Annotated in this window: 17 protein-coding genes; 6 read left to right on the top strand and 11 right to left on the bottom strand. The window is 64.8% G+C overall.

Annotated elements, in window-relative coordinates:
* Positions 1-96: 96 nt before the first annotated feature.
* The 9 genes from THL1_RS02205 to bioB form a co-directional block, all read right to left on the bottom strand.
* Entirely contained in the window at positions 97-1,893 is a 1,797-nt protein-coding gene (locus THL1_RS02205; RefSeq protein WP_069081754.1) for an acyl-CoA dehydrogenase C-terminal domain-containing protein, read from the bottom strand.
* Between the two features lie 231 nt (positions 1,894-2,124).
* A complete protein-coding gene (locus THL1_RS02200) occupies positions 2,125-3,417 on the bottom strand; it encodes a GGDEF domain-containing protein (RefSeq protein ID WP_069081753.1) in 1,293 nt (430 codons plus the stop codon).
* 305 nt (positions 3,418-3,722) lie between these two features.
* A complete protein-coding gene (locus tag THL1_RS02195) occupies positions 3,723-5,528 on the bottom strand; it encodes a phenylacyl-CoA dehydrogenase (RefSeq protein WP_069081752.1) in 1,806 nt (601 codons plus the stop codon).
* A gap of 283 nt (positions 5,529-5,811) precedes the next feature.
* The gene (locus THL1_RS02190; RefSeq protein ID WP_069081751.1) at positions 5,812-6,063 is read right to left on the bottom strand and encodes a hypothetical protein; all 252 of its coding nucleotides are present in this window, start codon (positions 6,061-6,063) and stop codon (positions 5,812-5,814) included.
* Positions 6,064-6,126: 63 nt separating this feature from the next.
* Complete coding sequence (gene bioD, locus THL1_RS02185) at positions 6,127-6,822, bottom strand: dethiobiotin synthase (RefSeq protein ID WP_069081750.1); 696 nt, start codon at positions 6,820-6,822, stop codon at positions 6,127-6,129.
* A gap of 1 nt (position 6,823) precedes the next feature.
* A complete protein-coding gene (gene bioC / locus THL1_RS02180) occupies positions 6,824-7,639 on the bottom strand; it encodes a malonyl-ACP O-methyltransferase BioC (RefSeq protein WP_069081749.1) in 816 nt (271 codons plus the stop codon).
* Positions 7,632-8,357, bottom strand: coding sequence for an alpha/beta fold hydrolase (locus THL1_RS02175; protein WP_069081748.1), 726 nt, complete (start codon positions 8,355-8,357; stop codon positions 7,632-7,634). The genes bioC and THL1_RS02175 overlap by 8 nt, the downstream gene beginning before the upstream one ends.
* Entirely contained in the window at positions 8,350-9,531 is a 1,182-nt protein-coding gene (bioF, locus tag THL1_RS02170) for an 8-amino-7-oxononanoate synthase (RefSeq protein WP_069081747.1), read from the bottom strand. The genes THL1_RS02175 and bioF overlap by 8 nt, the downstream gene beginning before the upstream one ends.
* Positions 9,532-9,614: 83 nt before the next feature.
* On the bottom strand, positions 9,615-10,673 hold the full coding sequence (gene bioB / locus THL1_RS02165) for a biotin synthase BioB (RefSeq protein ID WP_069081746.1): 1,059 nt from the start codon (positions 10,671-10,673) through the stop codon (positions 9,615-9,617).
* 226 nt (positions 10,674-10,899) lie between these two features.
* Between bioB and THL1_RS02160 the strand changes: the two genes are divergently transcribed.
* The 5 genes from THL1_RS02160 to rarD all read left to right on the top strand — a co-directional run bounded on the left by THL1_RS02160 (position 10,900) and on the right by rarD (position 14,928).
* On the top strand, positions 10,900-11,193 hold the full coding sequence (locus THL1_RS02160; protein WP_069081745.1) for a hypothetical protein: 294 nt from the start codon (positions 10,900-10,902) through the stop codon (positions 11,191-11,193).
* 35 nt (positions 11,194-11,228) lie between these two features.
* Positions 11,229-11,957 (top strand): ComF family protein, encoded by a 729-nt coding sequence (locus THL1_RS02155; protein ID WP_069081744.1) that lies wholly within the window; start codon positions 11,229-11,231, stop codon positions 11,955-11,957.
* A 66-nt stretch (positions 11,958-12,023) separates the two neighbouring features.
* Entirely contained in the window at positions 12,024-12,788 is a 765-nt protein-coding gene (locus THL1_RS02150) for a TOBE domain-containing protein (protein ID WP_069081743.1), read from the top strand.
* Between the two features lie 75 nt (positions 12,789-12,863).
* Positions 12,864-13,838 carry a serine/threonine protein kinase gene (locus tag THL1_RS02145; RefSeq protein WP_069081742.1) on the top strand — a complete coding sequence of 325 codons (975 nt, stop codon included), beginning with the start codon at positions 12,864-12,866 and terminating at the stop codon, positions 13,836-13,838.
* A 202-nt stretch (positions 13,839-14,040) separates the two neighbouring features.
* Entirely contained in the window at positions 14,041-14,928 is an 888-nt protein-coding gene (gene rarD, locus THL1_RS02140) for an EamA family transporter RarD (protein WP_069081741.1), read from the top strand.
* A 114-nt stretch (positions 14,929-15,042) separates the two neighbouring features.
* Here the strand turns inward: rarD and THL1_RS02135 are convergent, their stop codons facing one another.
* Entirely contained in the window at positions 15,043-15,561 is a 519-nt protein-coding gene (locus tag THL1_RS02135) for a glycine cleavage system protein R (RefSeq protein ID WP_069081740.1), read from the bottom strand.
* A 35-nt stretch (positions 15,562-15,596) separates the two neighbouring features.
* Positions 15,597-16,043: a GNAT family N-acetyltransferase gene (locus THL1_RS02130; RefSeq protein WP_069081739.1), complete on the bottom strand. Its 447-nt coding sequence runs from the start codon at positions 16,041-16,043 to the stop codon at positions 15,597-15,599.
* 307 nt (positions 16,044-16,350) lie between these two features.
* On the opposite strand from THL1_RS02130, the gene THL1_RS02125 reads away from it, so the two are divergent.
* Entirely contained in the window at positions 16,351-18,528 is a 2,178-nt protein-coding gene (locus THL1_RS02125) for a malate synthase G (protein ID WP_069081738.1), read from the top strand.
* Positions 18,529-18,612: the final 84 nt, after the last annotated feature.

The raw sequence follows: 18,612 nt of genomic DNA, 5'->3' as shown, positions 1-18,612 counted from the left end.
GAGTCCTAACATGACCAATAATTCACAACTGGTCATATGCATTCGCATCATGAAAAAGGCCCGCACCAGGCGGGCCTTCGACCGTCTATCAGTACGTTACAAACTGAAGCTTTCGGCCGGCAACTGCATCAGGCAATCGCTGCCCGCTTCCACCGCCGCCCGGTGGGCTTCGGTGCGCGGCAACAGGCGCTTGAAGTAGAAGTCGCAGGTCGCCAGCTTTGTCTGATAGTAGGCGCTGTCGCCCTCGCCCGCTTGCAGCTTGCCATCGGCCACCACGGCCATGCGCAGCCAGAAGTAGGCCAGGGTGATGTAGCCGGAGTACATGAGGTAATCCAGCGCGGCGGCGCCCACCTCGTCGGGGTTCTTCATGGCGGCCATGCCGACCTTCTGGGTCAGTTCACCCCACTGCTGGTTGAGACGCGCCAGTTCGGCCACCTGGGCCTTGAGGCGCGGATGCTCGGCCTGGGTCTGGCAGAAGGTGTGGATGAGTTTGGTGAAACCACGCAACAGCTTGCCCTGGCTACCCAGCACTTTGCGGCCGAGCAGGTCGAGTGCCTGAATGCCGTTGGTGCCCTCGTAGATGGGCGCGATGCGGCAATCGCGCACCAGTTGCTCCATGCCCCACTCGCGGATGTAGCCATGGCCGCCGAATACCTGCATGCCGAGGTTGGTGGCTTCCAGGCCGGAGTCGGTCATGAAGGCCTTGCAGATGGGAGTAAGGAAGGCCAGCAGGTTATCTGCCGCTTCGCGCTGTTCGGCGCTGTCGCTGCGGTGGGCGATATCCAGTTGCTGGGCGGTGAAGTAGGCCAAGGCACGGTTGCCTTCATTGAAGGCCTTCATGGTCAGCAGCATGCGACGCACGTCGGGGTGCACGATGATCGGGTCGGCCGCCTTGTCCGGCGCCTTGGGCCCGGTGAGGGCGCGCATCTGCAAGCGGTCGTTGGCGTAGCGCACGGCGCCCTGGTAGCTGGCCTCGCCGAGACAGAGGCCCTGCATGCCGGTGCCGAGGCGGGCGTGGTTCATCATGGTGAACATGCAGTTCAGGCCCTTGTTGGCTTCGCCGATGAGGAAGCCCGTGGCGCCGTCGAAATTCATCACGCAGGTGGCCGAGGCCTTGATGCCCATCTTGTGCTCGATGGAGCCGCAGGACACGGCATTGCGCTCGCCGACCGAACCATCGGCGTTCGGCATGAACTTCGGAACGATGAACAGGGAAATGCCCTTGGTGCCGGCCGGCGCGTCGGGCAGCTTGGCCAGCACCAGGTGGATGATGTTTTCGCTCATGTCGTGCTCACCGGCGGAGATGAAAATCTTGGTGCCGGAGATCGCGTAGCTGCCGTCGGCCTGGGGCACGGCGCGGGTCTTGATGATGCCGAGGTCGGTGCCGCAATGGGGCTCGGTCAGGCACATGGTGCCGGTCCAGCGGCCTTCGGTGAGGCGGGTCAGGTAGGTCTGCTTCTGCTGTTCGCTGCCGTGGGCGTGGATGGCCGACATGGCACCGTGGGTCAGGCCCGGGTACATGGCCCAGGACTGGTTGGCCGAGGCGACCATCTCGCTGATGATCAGGCCGAGGGAATGGGGCAGGCCCTGGCCACCGTAGGCCGGGTCCGCCGCCAGTCCGTTCCAGCCGCCTTCGACGTACTGGGCGAAGGCTTCCTTGAAGCCCTTGGGCGTGGTTACCACGCCGTCCTGCCATTGGCACTCTTCTTCATCGCCGGAGCGGTTGATCGGCGAGAGCACCTGCTCGCAGAACTTGGCGCCTTCTTCGAGGATCGCCGCGACCATGTCCGGGGTGGCGTCACTCGCCCCCAGCGCGGCATAGCTGGCCGGATAGTCGAAGACTTCGTCGATGAGGAAGCGGATGTCGCGCAGCGGGGCCTTGTAGTCGGGCATGGCAGGGTTCTCCTTGAGGGGCGGTATCACGATCTGCTGCGCGTCGGAATAGCTGCGTTGAGAGCGGCTTCGGAATGCTCAGTTACGGTCGTAAACTCCGCTTCCTCAGCCGATCTCGCCTTGCTCTTCTCTAGCTCGCGAGATCGCAACAATCAATAAGGACCCTACTTTGCCCCTACTCGCCCCACAATGACGCTGCCGCTGCTGAATGGAACGTCATAAGTGCCCGCATCAGCTCGTGGCGCGCTTCACCCGCACCGCTCCGCGACGGTTCTCGCCATGACGGAACACCCGATTGCGCCCGGCGCTCTTGGCGCTGTACAGCGCCTGGTCGGCAGCCTTGATCACCTCTTCCGGGGTGCGCTGCTCGGCGTCTCGCCCAGCAACGCCGATGCTGATGGTCACCGACACCGTTTGCCCATTGGCATTGCCGCGCCTGGCACGACCGGCCTCGTCGCTTTTCGGCCGGCTCCCCGGGTCACGCAGGTGCATCTGGTACTGCTCGATGGCCTGGCGCACAGCCTCGAGGTGGGGCATGCACTCGTCCACCGACTTGCCGGGAAAGAGGATGGTGAATTCTTCACCGCCATAACGGTAAGCCTTGCCACCGCCGCCCACCTTGCGCAGGCGGCTGGCGACCAAGCGCAGCACCTGGTCACCCACGTCATGGCCATAGGTGTCGTTGAATTTCTTGAAGTGGTCGACGTCGGTCATGGCCAGCACGTAGTTGCGGCCGAGACGCCGCAGCCGCTCATTCAGCGCCCGGCGGCCGGGCAACCCGGTGAGCTCATCGCGGAAGGCCATCTGGTAGGCCTCATGGGCCACCGAGGCGGTCAAGGCGAGCATCACCATGCTGCTCATCACGTGCAGGGCATGGGGTAGCACAAATACCCTGGGCAGCATCCATAACAGGCCGAGCAGGCCCAGCAGCTGCGCAGCATGCTGCGGTCGCGGCTGGCGCAGATAGGTGACCAGCAGGGCCGCCAGAGCCACGACGAATGCCAGGTAGGCGAGTTGCACCAGGGTCATCCAGCTGCCGTGCAGCAGGGGCCAGTGGACCTTGCCGACGAAGCTAAGCAGGACATCCGGGTAATGGCTGCCGAGTGCCACCACCACGCCCAGCACCGCCAGCAGCACTGCACCTCGGGCGACGAAATCCTGCAGCAGGTGGGTGCGCTCCTCCCAGCAGCCGAACAGACCGTAAAGCGCAGGAAGAAACAGACTGACCAAATGGAACACCAACCCGGCGTCTTCTCGAACGACTCGCTCTGCCTGGTAGTAATCGACCTGGGTATCCAACTGGTAGTAGGCGAGGTAGACCACCAGCAACAGGGCGACCTGGCGCACGCGCCCGTAAGCCGAACAGAAGGCCCCGCCCAGCAGCAGGAGCAAGGTGGGCAGCACGTTGAAAAGGGAAGTGAAGAACTCGTTCATCCCCGACAGCGTGCCTGCCACGCCGCCTGCGACCACCAGCAGCAAGGGAGGCAGGAAATGGCTGACGCGATAGGACACTCGAGGCCGCACGGGGTCTGATCCTGGGATTCGAAAGACGGGGGAAAATCGAGATGGCGATATGATTGCACAGACATGGGCAGCAAGCACGAGGACAGGTGCCAACCTCTTCACGGGAAGCGTGGTGGGATCAATGCCTGTGGGAGCGAATTCATTCGCGAAAACTCGAAAGCCGCCCCGTAGGGTGCCGCCGTGTGCACCAAAAGTCCCACGCAGGATCCCAGGTGCGCACGGCGCACCCTACGGACGGAACTTCAGCGCGAGTGAAACGAAAAAGCCCGCCTGGAATCGGCGGGCTCTTCGTGTCGCACTGAACCTTAGTAACCCAGGGCGAAATCTTCTTCGGCCAGGTCCATCAGGTTGTTGGCACCGGACAGCATGGTTTCGACATGAGTGCGGGTACGCGGCAGAATGCGCTTGAAGTAGAAGCGGGCAGTCTGCAGCTTGGCCTTGTAGAAGGCGGCGTCGCCTTCGCCAGCGGCCAGCTTCTCGGCAGCCAGGCGAGCCATGTCGGCCCAGAAGTAGGCCAGGCAGGCGTAGCCGGAGTACATCAGGTAGTCCACCGAAGCGGCACCCACTTCCTCGCGATCCTTCATGGCGGCCATGCCGATCTTCATGGTCAGCTCGCCCCACTCCTTGTTCAGCTTGGCCAGCGGCTCGACGAATTCCTTCACGGATTCGTTGGCTTCGTTGGCCTGGCAGAACTTGTGCACGATCTTGGTGAAGCCCTTGAGCGCTTCGCCCTGGGTCATCAGGATCTTGCGGCCGAGCAGGTCGAGCGCCTGAACGCCGGTGGTGCCTTCGTACAGCATGGAGATGCGGCAGTCGCGCAGGTTCTGCTCCATGCCCCACTCGCTGATGAAGCCGTGGCCACCATAGATCTGCATGCCATGGGAAGCGGACTCGAAGCCCACTTCGGTCATGAAGGCCTTGGCGATGGGGGTCAGGAAGGCCAGCAGGCCGTCGGCCGCTTTCTTCTGCTCTTCGTCCTGGCTGTACTTGACGATGTCCACCTGCTTGGCGGTGAAGTAGACCATGGCGCGGTTGCCTTCGGCGAAGGCCTTCATGGTCAGCAGCATGCGACGCACGTCCGGGTGGACGATGATCGGGTCGGCGGCCTTGTCCGGCGCTTTCGGACCGGTCAGGGAACGCATTTGCAGACGCTCGCGAGCGTACTTGATGCCACCCTGGAAACCGATTTCGGCGTGGGCCAGGCCTTGCAGCGCGGTACCCAGGCGAGCGGTGTTCATGAAGGTGAACATGCAGTTCAGGCCTTTGTTCGCCGGGCCGATCAGGTAACCGGTCGCGCCGTCGAAGTTCATCACGCAGGTCGCGTTGCCGTGGATCCCCATCTTGTGCTCGATGGAGCCGCAGGAAACGGCGTTGCGCTCGCCAGCCAAACCATCGGCGTTCGGCATGAACTTCGGAACGATGAACAGGGAAATACCCTTGGTGCCAGCCGGGGCATCGGGCAGGCGGGCCAGAACGATATGGACGATGTTATCGGCCATGTCGTGCTCACCGGCGGAGATGAAGATCTTGGTGCCGGAAACTTTGTAGGAACCGTCAGCCTGGGGCTCGGCCTTGGTGCGCAGCATGCCCAGGTCGGTACCGCAATGCGGCTCGGTCAGGCACATGGTGCCGGTCCACTCGCCGGATACCAGCTTGGTCAGGTAGGTGTGCTTCTGCTCGTCGGTGCCGTGGGCGGACAGGGTGTTCATCGCGCCGTGGGACAGGCCGGGGTACATGCCCCAGGACCAGTTGGCCTCGCCGACCATCTCGCTGATAGCCAGGCCCAGGGATTCCGGCAGGCCCTGACCACCGTGGTCGACGTCATGGGCCAGGCTCGGCCAGCCGCCTTCGACGAACTGCTTGTAGGCTTCCTTGAAGCCGGTCGGCGTCTTCACACCGGACTCGCTCCAGGTGCAGCCCTCGGTGTCACCTACACGGTTCAGCGGAGCGATCACCTGCTCACAGAACTTGGCGCCTTCTTCAAGGATGGCGTCGACCATGTCCGGGGTGGCGTCCTGGCAGCCAGGCAGGCTCTGATAGTGCGCTTCGTAGCCGAGCAACTCGTCACGAACGAAGCGGATATCACGCAAGGGGGCCTTGTAATCAGGCATAGCGGTAAACCTCTGCGGTGGGTTCCTAGTTCAGCTGACCGGAGCGCCGGTCGCTTGCGGCATCTGGTGGTGATCGCGGGAGCAATCAAACATGCGTTTGAAACATACGTTTACGCCAAAACCTTGTCAAGCGCTGCGCCCGACCGGCCAGTCACACCCCTGGCAGGTAGCCGAAGGCCCCGCCTTCAGACAGTAAAGATCAAGAAACAGCAAGGCAGCGCCCGGACGGACGCCGCGATTCGACAGGAAATGGAATGGGCCGCGACGGACGGCGGCAGGGGGATCAGGCGTGGGTATCGATCAGGGTGCCGAGCACGTCGTCGGCGGTGGCGACGACTTTGCCGCCGGCCTGGGTCTGCAGCTTGGAGACGGTGAGCTCGACCAGGTTGCCCGCCAGTTCAGCGCTGCTCTGCGTCGACGCATCGGCAGAGCGCACATTGGTGCTGGCGATTTCACCCGCCGTCTGGTCGAGGCGGCGCAGGCCGGACTGGATGGCGCCAAGACCGGCGCTGAAGCCACTACTCGGGATTTCCATGGCAGATACCGATACTCATTGGGCGATGCCGGCAATTGAAGCAGGCGGCACGGACCTGCGCAATCAACGCGGGATGAAGGTACCCAGCAGCGCCAGGTCGAGGTGGCTTGCCACTGCAGCCGGGGATGCCTCGGCCAGATGCGGCACGCGGCCCAGGCACGGCGCCGGCAGGCGTTCGGCGAGGGTGGCGAGGTTTTCTTCCAGTCGCGAGGTGTGCGGGTCGACCACATTGGCCACCCAGCCGGCCAGTCTCAGGCCGTCGCGCTGAATCGCCTCGGCGGTAAGCACCGCATGATTGATGCAACCCAGGCGCACACCGACCACCAGGATGACCGGCAAGCCGAGGGCGATGGGCAGGTCGGACAGATTGGCGGAGCCCGCCAGCGGCACGCGCCAGCCGCCCGCCCCCTCAACCAGGCTGAAGTCGGCACCCTTGGCCAGGACACGGCGCACCGGGCCCGCGAGGGTGTCCACATCCAGCTGAATGCCGGCTTCGCGAGCGGCGAGGTGCGGCGCGATAGCCGGCGCGAAGGCCAGCGGATTGACCTCCTCGTAGGTCAGCGGCAGCGAGCACTCGCCCAGCAAGGCCAGGGCGTCGCCGTTGCGCAGACCGTCGGCGGTGTCCTCGCACCCCGAAGCCACGGGCTTGGCCGCAGCGGTGGACAATCCCTTGGCCCGCGCGGCATGCAGGAGGCCCGCAGCGATGGTGGTCTTGCCGATCTCGGTATCGGTACCGGTGACGAAGTAAGCCGCCGCCATGTCAGTCTTCCTTTTTCAGTACGCCGTAGACCACCTGGTAGGTCGCTGGCAGGCCCTGGGGCTGGCGGAAGCGCTCATAGGCGTCCACCAGCGCGAGGATGCGCGCCCGACCGGTCAACCCGCCAGGGCGACCCGGGTTGAGGTTGTGGGCGCCGAGGGCCTTGAGTTCATGGGTCAGGGTGCGCAGGTCGGCGTAATGCAGCACCTCGGGCTCGCTCCCCAGGTCCAGCGGCAGCAGGCCACTGGCAGAACAGAGGTCCTGGTAGTCCTCCAGGCGACGGAAGCGGTTGACGTGGACGAAGCCGTCCACCGCCTGCCAGCTGTCGCGCAGCTCTTGCAGGGTGCCGACGCACAGGCTGCTGAAGGCGAACACGCCGCCCGGTTGCAACACGCGGCGAGCCTCGGCGAGCACGGCGGCAAAGTCAGCACACCATTGCACGGCAAGGCTGGTGAAGATCAGTTGCTGGGAACCACTGGCCAGCGGCAGATGCTCGGCATCGCCCGCGACGAACTGTCCGGCGCCCCCCAGCGGGCGGGCATGGCGCAGCATGCCTTCGGCGATGTCCATCGCCAGGCCATCACTGTCGGGGAAGCGTTCGGCCAGGGCCCGCGAAAAGTAACCGGTGCCGCAACCCAGATCGAGCCAACGCTGCGGCACGAAGGTTTCCGGCAAGCGGCGCAACAGCTCGCTGCCCACCGCCCGCTGCAATGCAGCAACGCTGTCGTAGCTGTTCGCCGCACGGGAGAAGGAAGCCGCCACCTGGCGCTTGTCCGGCAGGTGCCCTTCGGCCTCGGCGGCGATTCGCGAATCAGTCATCGTCACCCTCGCGCATGAAGCCGAGGATGGCCGCCGCCACGGCGTCCGGCTGCTCCAGGGGCAGCCCGTGACTGGCATCGGCGAAGACCTGCACTTCCACATCCGGCAACCAGTCGAGCAGCGCCTCCGCGGCGGCGGCCGGCACCAGCGCATCGCGCCCGGCGAACAGGTGCAGTTGCGGGCCGCTGTAGCCCTGGATGGCCGCGCGGATGTCCAGCACATCCAGCAGGCGCAGGCCGGCGTCCAGCACCTTGGGCTCGGTGGGCAGCTGGGTGACTTGCAGCTGGCGCGCCAGCGTACGGGCATCCCGCGCACCCTGGGCCACCAGCATGGTGAAGCGTTTGAGGGTCTGCGCCGGATCGAGCCGGCACGCCTCGTGGAAGGCCGCGAAGATTTCCTGTGACATGGCGCGAGGCCAATCGTCGCGTTCGCGGAACGCCATGTTGCTGCACAGCCCGATCAGGCCACGGCAGGCACCGCCACGGCGGACGGCCAGTTGGGCGGCCAGCATGCCGCCGAGGGACCAGCCGGCCAGCCAGCTGTCTTGCGGCAGTCGTGCATCCAGCTCATCGAGCCAGGCGCCGGCCTGCTCAAGGGAGGGCAGCGGCTCAATGTCCACCGTCAGATGCGGCGCACGCTCCAGCAGGGCTTCGCGCAGGGGTTCGAGGGCGGCCGGGCCAATGGCCCAGCCGGGCAGCAGAATCAGGCGCTCACGCATCGGGGGCTTCCTCCTTCGCCAGGGTTGCCCAGCATTCGGCCAGGGCATTCAGCAAGGATTCAAGCTGCTCTTCGCTGTGAGCGGCGGAGAACGTCACGCGCAGCCGCGCGCTGCCCGCCGGCACGGTGGGCGGGCGGATGGCGCTGACCAGGATGCCGCGCTCGCGCAGCAAGGCGGAAAGCTTGAGTGCGCGGGCGCTGTCGCCGATCAGGATGGGCTGGATGGGCGTCGGGCTGTCCATCAGGGTCAGGCCGATCTCGGCGGCACCTTCGCGGAAGCGACGAATCAGCTTGTCCAGGTGCTCACGGCGCCAGTTTTCCCGTTGCAGCAGTTCCAGGCTCTTCAGGGTGGCGCAGGCGACGGCCGGGGGCTGGCTGGTGGTGTAGATGTAAGGACGGGCGAACTGGATCAGCGTCTCGATCAGCTCCTCGCTACCGGCGACGAAGGCACCGGCCGTACCGAAGGCCTTGCCCAGGGTGCCCACCAGTACCGGCACATCCTCCAGGCCCAGGCCGAAGTGTTCGACGATGCCGCCACCACTGGCGCCCAGCGGGCCGAAACCATGAGCGTCGTCCACCATGACCCAGGCGCCGCGGGCCTTGGCAGCGGCGCAGATGGAGGGCAGATCGGCCAGGTCGCCGTCCATGCTGAACACGCCGTCGGTCACCACCAGCGTATTGCCTTCGGCTCTCTCCAGGCGGCTGGCGAGGCTCTCCACATCGTTGTGCAGGTAGCGTGAGAAACGCGCCCCGGAGAGCAGCCCAGCGTCCAGCAGGGAGGCGTGGTTGAGGCGATCCTCCAGCACGGTATCACCCTTGCCGAGCAGCGCGGTGACCGCGCCCAGGTTGGCCATGTAGCCGGTGGAGAACAGCAGCGCGCGCGGCCTGCCAGTGAACTCGGCCAGAGCGAGTTCCAACTCGTGATGCGGGCCACTATGGCCGATCACCAGGTGCGAGGCACCGCCACCGGCACCCCAACGCTCCGCGCCACGCTGCAGCGCGGCCTTCACCTCGGGGTGGTCGGCCAGGCCCAGGTAGTCGTTGGAACAGAAGGCCAGCATGGGCTGGCCATCCACCACGACCTGCGGCCCCTGGGGACTTTCCAGCAACGGACGCTGGCGATAGAGGTTGTCCGCATGGCGGGCGGCTAGGCGCGAGGCGAGGTCGAAAGGCATGGGCGTCGGGTGCGGTGGAGAGAAATCTCCCCTCTCCCGCTTGCGGGAGAGGGGCCGGGGGAGAGGGGAGAAGACGTAACGCGTCAGGCAGAGGCGGCGTCGTAGAACAGCTGCGAGTCGCGCTGCTCCACCAGGGCCTGCTCGATGGCGGCCTGGTGAACTTCGTCGGCATGCTCTTCGCGCTCTTCCGGCTTGATGCCGAGACGGGCGAACAGTTGCATGTCTTTCTCTGCCTGCGGGTTGGTGGTGGTCAGCAGCTTCTCGCCGTAGAAGATCGAGTTGGCGCCGGCCATGAAGGCCAGGGCCTGCATCTGCTCGTTCATCTGCTCGCGGCCGGCGGACAGGCGCACGTGGGACTTCGGCATCATGATGCGCGCTACCGCCAGGGTGCGGATGAAGTCGAACGGGTCGACGTCCTTCTCCTCCGCCAGCGGAGTGCCCTTGACCTTGACCAGCATGTTGATCGGTACCGATTCCGGGTGCTCAGGCAGGTTGGCCAGCTGGATCAGCAGGCCGGCGCGGTCGTCTACCGACTCGCCCATGCCGAGGATGCCGCCGGAGCAGATCTTCATTCCCGCCTCACGCACGTACGCCAGGGTTTGCAGGCGCTCGCTGTAGGTGCGGGTGGTGATGATGTTGCCGTAGAACTCCGGCGAGGTGTCGAGGTTGTGGTTGTAGTAGTCCAGGCCAGCCTCGGCCAACGCCTGGGTCTGCTCCTGATCCAGGCGACCGAGGGTCATGCAGGTTTCCAGGCCAAGCTTCTTCACGCCTTTGACCATTTCGAGTACGTAAGGCATGTCCTTGGCGGACGGGTGCTTCCAGGCAGCGCCCATGCAGAAGCGCGTGGAGCCGATGGCCTTGGCTTCGGCAGCGGCCTCGAGGACCTTCTGCACTTCCATCAGCTTTTCCTTGTCCAGGCCGGTGTTGTAGTGGCCGGACTGCGGGCAGTACTTGCAGTCTTCCGGGCAGGCGCCGGTCTTGATCGACAGCAGGGTGGAAACCTGAACCCGGTTCGGGTCGAAATGCGCGCGGTGAACGGTCTGGGCCTGGAACAACAGGTCGTTGAACGGCTGTTCGAACAGTGCCTTCACCTCGGCGAGGGACCAGTCGTGACGGGTAGCGATGGATGCGGTTGCACTCATGGAGGTTTCCTTCGACGCTGTGTGGCGCCTCTTGTCAGGGATACCCGGACGCGGAATCCGGGAATTCAGGCTTAGGGCATCATATGTGGAGCTGAGACGCTGTCAACCAGTCTTGCGACACAGGTCGACATCTGATCATTTATTAATCAATAGCAGCAACTGAACCCCGACCCCCGGCGACGCTCCAATCCAGGCAGCCCCGCCGCTGAAGGAGCACTACACCGCAATGCGTACCGAAGGATTTTTCGAGTGGCTCGGCCAAATAATCGGCACCGTCATCCGTTTTGTCGTCGACCTGCTGTCCGGCGTACTCGACAGCATTGGCCAGGCTATCAACGACTTTCTCAACGGCCTGGCACGGGCCATTGGCATGGACGTCTCGTTCTTCAGCCTGATCCTGCTGATCATCGGCCTGCTCCTGCTCTACAGCGGCGTCCGCGCCTTTATCCGCAAATCCATCATTGGCGGCCTGGTGCTGACCTTTCTGGGCCTGGTCGTGATGAGCTGGCTGATCGTCTGAGCCCCTGTCCTGAATCAAGTCCCAAGGAGGGGACCATGCGTTCACTGCTCGCCCGGCTGCGACCAGCCTGGCTTCGCCATACACCTGGCTGCCTGCTCTGCCATGGCCCTGGCAGCGCGTTGCCCATCTGCGCCGGCTGCGAAGCGGAACTGCCCTGGCTTTTCGGTCACTGCGCCATCTGCGCCCTGCCCTTGCCCACCCAGGGCCTGCCCTGCGGTGACTGCCTGAAACGACCGCCGCCGTTCGACCGGGTGGAGGCGCCCTGGCGCTACGGCTTTCCGGTGGACAGCCTGATCACCCGCTTCAAGCACCAGGGCCGCTGGCCCCTCGGCAGATTGCTGGGAGACATGCTGGCCCGCCACCTCGATCACGCATTCCACGACGGCCTGCCGCATCCCGACGCCCTGCTGCCGGTGCCCCTGGCACCGGCCCGCCTGCGCCAGCGCGGCTTCAACCAGGCGCAGATGCTGGCTCGCTGGCTGAGCGACGAACTGCAACTTCCGCTGCAGGAGGGTTGGCTGAAACGTGTCGAGGATGGGCCACCCCAGCAGGGACTGGATGCCGCCGCCCGACGGCGCAACCTGCGCCGAGCCTTTGCCCTGGACGAACGCGCGGAGGTACGCGGGCTGCACCTGGCCATCGTCGACGACGTGCTGACCACCGGTACGACCGCCCACTTCCTCGCGCGCCTGCTGAAGCGCGCGGGCGCCGCGCGGGTGGACATCTACTGCCTGGCTCGCACGCCTCGGCCCGGCGACCTCTGAAAGCTTGACGCAACTAATGCGCGGGAGCAGCCTGCGCGCCAGACACACTGACGAATCCGTTCGCCCATGAGCCTGACCAGCGCCCTCACCCAGCAACTTACCCGCCGTCCGCAGCGCCTGGCGCTGCTGGAGCAGATCGCCGTGCAAGGCTCCATCACCCGCGCCGCCAAGGCTGCCGGCCTGAGCTACAAGGCCGCGTGGGACGCCATCGACGAGCTGAACAACCTCGCCGACAGACCTCTGGTGGAGCGCTCGGTAGGCGGCAAGGGTGGCGGTGGTGCACGGCTGTCCGCCGAAGGCGAGCGGCTACTGGCCCTCTACAAGCGCCTGGAAAGCCTGCAGGCACGCCTGCTGGAAAGCGCCGAAAGCGAGCAAGACCTGGAGCTGCTGGGCCGCCTGATGCTGCGCACCAGCGCCCGCAACCAGTTGAGTGGCCGCGTGCTCGCTGTTGAATCGAAGGGCCGCAACGACCTGGTCACCCTCGAGCTGTCCGGTGGCGTGCGGCTCTCGGCGCAGATCACCCACGACAGCACCGAAAAGCTGGAACTGGCCCCGGGCCGCAGCGTGGTTGCCCTGATCAAGGCCGGCTGGCTACGCCTGCAATCCCTGGCGGAACAGCCCGACGAGACCCTGAACCAGTTGCAGGGGCAGATTGCGGAGATCCTCGACGCCGACGACGGCCCCAGCGAGGTACGCATCGATCTCGCCAACGGCCAGACGCTGTGTGCGCTGGTCGAGCCCGAGCGCCTGGCCCAGCTCGGCCTCAAGGCTGGCAACAGCGTGCGTGCGCAGTTCGCGCCCGGCCAGGTACTGCTTGGCACTGCGCTCTAACGGGCCTGTTCACGGTCGCGCAGCCGATCGTGCGCCGATAGGGATAGACTGGGCGCCTTACTGCCGGAGCTACCCATGTCCCACCCCTTCGATGACCTCACCCCCGACCTAGTTCTGGATGCCGTGGAAAGCCTTGGCTTCCTCAGCGATATGCGCATCCTCGCGCTGAACAGCTACGAGAACCGCGTCTACCAAGTGGGCATCGAAGACGCCGAGCCACTGATTGCCAAGTTCTACCGCCCCCAGCGCTGGAGCGACGAGGCGATTCACGAAGAGCACAGCTTCAGCGCCGAACTGGCCGAGTGCGAGGTGCCCGTGGTAGCGCCCCTGGTCCGCGACGGCGAAAGCCTGTTCGAACACGCAGGCTTCCGTTTCGCCCTCTTCCCCCGTCGTGGTGGCCGCGCACCGGAGCCGGGCAACATGGACCAGCTGTACCGCCTGGGCCAACTGCTCGGCCGCCTCCACGCCGTCGGCGCCGCACGCCCCTTCGAGCACCGCGAAACCCTCGCAGTGGACAACTTCGGCCACCAGTCGCTGGCAACCCTGCTGGAAGGCGGCTTCATTCCCCGCAGCCTGCTCCCGGCCTACGAATCGGTGGCGCGCGACCTGCTCAAGCGCCTGGACCGTTTGTTCGCCGAGGTGCGATACGAACCGACCCGCCTGCACGGCGACTGCCACCCCGGCAACCTGCTGTGCCGCGATGAGGTCTTCCATGTGGTGGACCTGGACGACTGCCGCATGGGCCCGGCGGTGCAGGATTTGTGGATGATGCTCGCGGGGGATCGCCAGGAACGTCTCGTCCAGCTTTCCGAACTGATGGACGGCTATCAGGAATTCCATGATTTCGACCCGCGCGAACTGCCCCTGATCGAAGGACTGCGCGCCCTGCGCCTGATGCATCACAGCGCCTGGATCGCCCGCCGCTGGGACGACCCGGCGTTCCCCATGCACTTCTCCTGGTTCGGCAGCGAACGCTACTGGGGCGACCAGATCCTCACCCTGCGCGAACAACGGGCGGCGCTGGACGAAGAGCCGCTGCGGCTGTTCTGATTTTCGCCTCCACTCCCCAAGTGGGAGCGAATTCATTCGCGATTGAAATCGCTCCCACAGGGCAAGCTGCTCCCGGCCGTAAAGAAGCCCTTACGCGTTTCGCTTGCACAGCCTTGCGAAAAAACCTGAGCACACAGACAAGCCATAACGGCGCCAACTAGAATGTCGCACCACTCGTTAGCTGCCTAAGCAAGGACATTCCATGGCCACCGCCGACCCGCGACGCGGGTATATCCTGGGGCTCACCGCCTACATCATCTGGGGACTGTTTCCGCTCTACTTCAAAGTTATCCAGAACGTTCCAGCGCTGGAGATCATCGTCCATCGCGCGCTGTGGTCTGCCCTGTTCGGCGCCGCCCTGCTGCTGGTCTGGAAACATCCCGGCTGGTTGCGGGAACTGCGGGAGAACCCCAGGCGCTTCGGCGTACTGGCTGCCAGCGGCATGCTCATCGCCGGCAACTGGCTGGTGTACGTCTGGGCAGTGAACAACGGTCGCATGCTGGAAGCGAGCCTGGGCTACTACATCAATCCGCTGGTGAACGTGCTGCTGGGGATGCTGATCCTCGGTGAACGCCTGCGCCGCCTGCAGTGGGTTGCCGTGATGCTTGCGGCCGTCGGCGTGGCCCAGCAGATCTGGCAAGTGGGTGCGCTGCCCTGGGTGTCCCTGACCCTGGCGCTGACCTTCGGTTTCTATGGGCTGATCCGCAAACAGGCGCCGGTGGCAGCCCTGCCAGGCCTGGTGGTGGAAACCTGGCTGCTGCTGCCGCTGGCCATCAGCTGGCTGCTGCTGACGCCAACCGCCACCTCCGCCCAGGCGAGTTTCTGGTCGACGCCCGAAGCCCTCTGGCTGATCGCAGCCGGCGCGATCACCTTGGTCCCCCTGGTGTGCTTCAACGCCGCTGCGCGCCACCTGCCCTACACCACCCTGGGTTTCCTTCAGTACCTGGCGCCGACCCTGGTGATGCTGCAGGCGATCTTCCTCTTCGGCGAACACTTCGACCCGAGCAAGCTGCTGGCCTTCTGCTTCATCTGGGCAGGCCTGGCGATCTACAGCGTCGACGCCTGGCTCACCCTGCGACGCAACTCCTGAGACGCTCCTGTAGGTTGGTGCGGGCGGCGTTCCGTCAGAGCGAAGCGAAGCCCAACGGACGCCTTCGTAGCAGGCACGTTGGGCTTCGCAAGCTCAGACCAACCTACCAACAGCTCACTTGTCCTGGTGCAGGTTCAGCTCCACCATCAGCTCGTCCGCCAGGCTCTCCAGCTTGGCCTGCAACACGTCCAGTGACAGGGTCAGCGGCACCGCCAGCACCGCCTCGGCATGGAACAGCGGTTCGCTGCTCATGGGCGCCGGCATCACCTCGGTGACCAGGCTTTCCAGGTTCACCCCCAGTTCCGCCAGCAGGCGCGTGATATCCCGGACAATCCCCGGCCGGTCATTGCCCACCAGGTCGAGCAAGATCGGCTTCCACGTGCAGGCGGGCTCGATGCCGCTCTGCGCGAGCATCACTCGGATGCCATGGGCGCTCAGGCCTTGCAGCCCTTCCACCAGCTCGTCATAGCCCTCGGCCGGAACCGCTACCCGCAAGATCCCGACGAATTGCCCGGCCATGCGCGACATGCGGCTCTCCAGCCAGTTGCCGCCGTGGGCGGCGATGCACTGCGCGACGCGTTCCACCAGCCCGGGCTGGTCCGCCGCTATGACCGTCAATACCAAATGATCCACGCTCGACTCCTTATATTGGCAACCGGCAGCAGGCTTCAGGCCAGGCTCAGCCAGTAGGTGAAGAAGACCTCGTCCCGCACATAGCCCAGTCGCTCGTACAGCGCCTGGCCGGCAAGGTTGGTCTTCGCGGTTTCCAGCTGGATGCCGCAAGCGCCGGTGCGTTCGGCATGGGCGCGAGCGGCGTTCATCAGGTCTTCGCCCGCGCCCATGCGCCGGGCAGCAGGCACTACATAAAGATCGCTCAACAACCAGGCCGGTGCCAGCGCCAGCGACGAGAGAAAGGGATACAACTGGGCGAACCCTTGCGCCGCGCCATCGCTGTCGCGGGCGATGAACAGGGTCGAATCACCGCGGTCCAGGCGCTGTTGCAGGAAATCGCGGACTTCCGGCAACGGACGGGGCACCTGGTAGAACGCCAGGTACCCGGCGAAGAGCTGGGACAGGTCGTCAAGATCGTGGAACGTGGCGGCGTGTACGGGCATGGAAGGGCTCCTGGTCGAATTCGCAGGAGTATAGAAAAGCCCCAAAAAAATGGCTCGGTAGACCGTGCGACGGCCTGTCGCAGTTCTTCCGAAAAATAAATCGTGTACATTTTTCAGATTTAACTGGAACAAAGCGCCACTTTTTTGCGACCATTCTGTCCGCCGTTGTGACCGTAAACCAGCTTTTAGTCGCATAGCGACGCGACCCCACTGATTTTCACGACGGCTTCATGTAGTATGCCGCGCTTCGGACTACAAGAAGGGAAAGCCCCGGTCCGAGCGGATATTGAGCAGAGTGAGGCAAGCAATGACTGAGCGCGTTCAAGTCGGTGGCCTTCAGGTCGCCAGAGTCCTGTTCGACTTCGTGAACAACGAAGCCATCCCCGGAACCGGCATTGCGGCCGAGACGTTCTGGGCCGGTGTGGAAGCCGTCATCAACGACCTGGCTCCGAAGAACAAAGCCCTCCTCGCCAAACGCGATGAACTGCAGGCCAAGATCGATGCCTGGCACCAGGCGCGTGCCGGCCAGGCTCACGACGCCGTGGCCTACAAGGCGTTCCTCCAGGAGATCGGCTACCTGCTGCCGGAACCGGCCGACTTCCAGGCCACCACCCAGAACGTTGATGAAGAAATCGCCCGCATGGCCGGCCCGCAGCTGGTGGTGCCGGTGATGAACGCGCGCTTCGCCCTGAACGCCGCCAACGCCCGCTGGGGCTCGCTGTACGACGCCCTCTACGGCACCGACGCCATCAGCGAAGAAGGCGGCGCCGAGAAGGGCAAGGGCTACAACAAGGTTCGCGGTGACAAGGTGATCGCCTTCGCTCGCGCTTTCCTCGACGAAGCAGCGCCGCTGGAAGGCGCCTCCCACGTCGACGCCACCGCCTACGTCGTGAAGAACGGCCAACTGGCCGTGACCCTGAAGAACGGCAACGAAGTCGGCCTGAAGAATGCCGCCCAGTTCATCGCCGTCCAGGGCGACGCTGCCAAACCGGCCGCCGTGCTGCTGAAGAACAACGGCCTGCACTTCGAAATCCAGATCGACCCGTCCAGCCCCATCGGCCAGACCGACGCCGCTGGCGTGAAGGACGTGCTGATGGAGTCCGCACTGACCACCATCATGGACTGCGAAGATTCCGTTGCCGCCGTCGATGCCAACGACAAGGTCGTGGTCTACCGCAACTGGCTGGGCCTGATGAAGGGCGACCTCGCTGAAGCTGTCAGCAAGGGCGGCCAGACCTTCACCCGCACCATGAACCCGGACCGCGTCTACACCAAAGCCGATGGCTCCGAGCTGACCCTGCACGGCCGCTCCTTGCTGTTCGTGCGCAACGTCGGTCACCTGATGACCAACCCGGCCATCCTCGACGCCGCTGGCAACGAAGTGCCGGAAGGCATCCAGGACGGCCTGTTCACCGGCCTGATCGCCTTGCACAACCTGAAAGGCAACACCAGCCGCAAGAACACCCGCACCGGCTCGATGTACATCGTCAAGCCGAAGATGCACGGTCCGGAGGAAGTGGCCTTCGCCGCGGAAATCTTCAGCCGCGTCGAAGACGTGCTGGGCCTTTCGCGCAACACGCTGAAAGTCGGCATCATGGACGAGGAGCGCCGCACAACCGTCAACCTAAAAGCCTGCATCAAGGCCGCTGCCGAGCGCGTGGTGTTCATCAACACCGGCTTCCTCGACCGCACCGGCGATGAAATCCACACCTCCATGGAAGCCGGCGCCATGGTGCGCAAGGGCGCCATGAAAACCGAAAAGTGGATCGGCTCCTACGAAAACAACAACGTCGACGTCGGCCTGGCCACCGGCCTGCAGGGCAAGGCGCAGATCGGCAAGGGCATGTGGGCCATGCCGGACCTGATGGCCGCCATGCTCGAGCAGAAGATCGGCCATCCCATGGCCGGCGCCAACACTGCCTGGGTCCCGTCGCCGACCGCCGCCACCCTGCACGCACTGCACTACCACAAGGTCGACGTGTTCGCCCGCCAGGCCGAACTGGCCAAGCGCGCTCCGGCCTCGGTGGATGACATCCTGACCATCCCGCTGGCGCCGAACACCAACTGGACCGCCGACGAGATCCAGAACGAACTGGACAACAACGCCCAGGGCATCCTCGGCTACGTGGTCCGCTGGATCGACCAGGGCGTCGGCTGCTCCAAGGTGCCGGACATCAACGACGTCGGCCTGATGGAAGACCGCGCCACCCTGCGTATCTCCAGCCAGTTGCTGGCCAACTGGCTGCGTCACGGCGTAGTCAGCCAGGCGCAGATCGTCGAGAGCCTGGAACGCATGGCCTCCGTGGTCGACCGCCAGAACGCCAGCGACCCGCTGTACCGCCCGATGGCGCCGAACTTCGAAGGCAACGTGGCCTTCCAGGCTGCGCTGGAACTGGTGGTGGAAGGCACCAAGCAGCCCAACGGCTACACCGAGCCGGTCCTGCACCGTCGTCGCCGCGAGTTCAAGGCCAAGAACGGCCTGTAAGACCCGCCCATGAAAAACCGCCCTTCGGGGCGGTTTTTCTTTTTGGGGCGGTCGGCTTCATTCGCCAGGCATAAAAAAACCGCC

The sequence above is a fragment of the Pseudomonas sp. TCU-HL1 genome (genome assembly GCF_001708505.1).
Lineage (GTDB): Bacteria > Pseudomonadota > Gammaproteobacteria > Pseudomonadales > Pseudomonadaceae > Metapseudomonas.
The sequence above is the reverse complement of the archived record's forward strand: the minus strand, read 5'-3'. Positions and strand labels throughout refer to the sequence as shown.

Excerpts from the sequence above, each read along its gene's own strand:
- THL1_RS02205 (WP_069081754.1), bottom strand. The coding sequence starts at position 1,893 with ATGCCCGACTACAAGGCCCCGCTGCGCGACATCCGCTTCCTCATCGAC.
- THL1_RS02195 (WP_069081752.1), bottom strand. The coding sequence starts at position 5,528 with ATGCCTGATTACAAGGCCCCCTTGCGTGATATCCGCTTCGTTCGTGAC.
- THL1_RS02190 (WP_069081751.1), bottom strand. The coding sequence starts at position 6,063 with ATGGAAATCCCGAGTAGTGGCTTCAGCGCCGGTCTTGGCGCCATCCAG.
- bioD (WP_069081750.1), bottom strand. The coding sequence starts at position 6,822 with ATGGCGGCGGCTTACTTCGTCACCGGTACCGATACCGAGATCGGCAAG.
- bioC (WP_069081749.1), bottom strand. The coding sequence starts at position 7,639 with ATGACTGATTCGCGAATCGCCGCCGAGGCCGAAGGGCACCTGCCGGAC.
- THL1_RS02175 (WP_069081748.1), bottom strand. The coding sequence starts at position 8,357 with ATGCGTGAGCGCCTGATTCTGCTGCCCGGCTGGGCCATTGGCCCGGCC.
- bioF (WP_069081747.1), bottom strand. The coding sequence starts at position 9,531 with ATGCCTTTCGACCTCGCCTCGCGCCTAGCCGCCCGCCATGCGGACAAC.
- bioB (WP_069081746.1), bottom strand. The coding sequence starts at position 10,673 with ATGAGTGCAACCGCATCCATCGCTACCCGTCACGACTGGTCCCTCGCC.
- THL1_RS02160 (WP_069081745.1), top strand. The coding sequence starts at position 10,900 with ATGCGTACCGAAGGATTTTTCGAGTGGCTCGGCCAAATAATCGGCACC.
- THL1_RS02155 (WP_069081744.1), top strand. The coding sequence starts at position 11,229 with ATGCGTTCACTGCTCGCCCGGCTGCGACCAGCCTGGCTTCGCCATACA.
- THL1_RS02150 (WP_069081743.1), top strand. The coding sequence starts at position 12,024 with ATGAGCCTGACCAGCGCCCTCACCCAGCAACTTACCCGCCGTCCGCAG.
- THL1_RS02145 (WP_069081742.1), top strand. The coding sequence starts at position 12,864 with ATGTCCCACCCCTTCGATGACCTCACCCCCGACCTAGTTCTGGATGCC.
- rarD (WP_069081741.1), top strand. The coding sequence starts at position 14,041 with ATGGCCACCGCCGACCCGCGACGCGGGTATATCCTGGGGCTCACCGCC.
- THL1_RS02130 (WP_069081739.1), bottom strand. The coding sequence starts at position 16,043 with ATGCCCGTACACGCCGCCACGTTCCACGATCTTGACGACCTGTCCCAG.
- THL1_RS02125 (WP_069081738.1), top strand. The coding sequence starts at position 16,351 with ATGACTGAGCGCGTTCAAGTCGGTGGCCTTCAGGTCGCCAGAGTCCTG.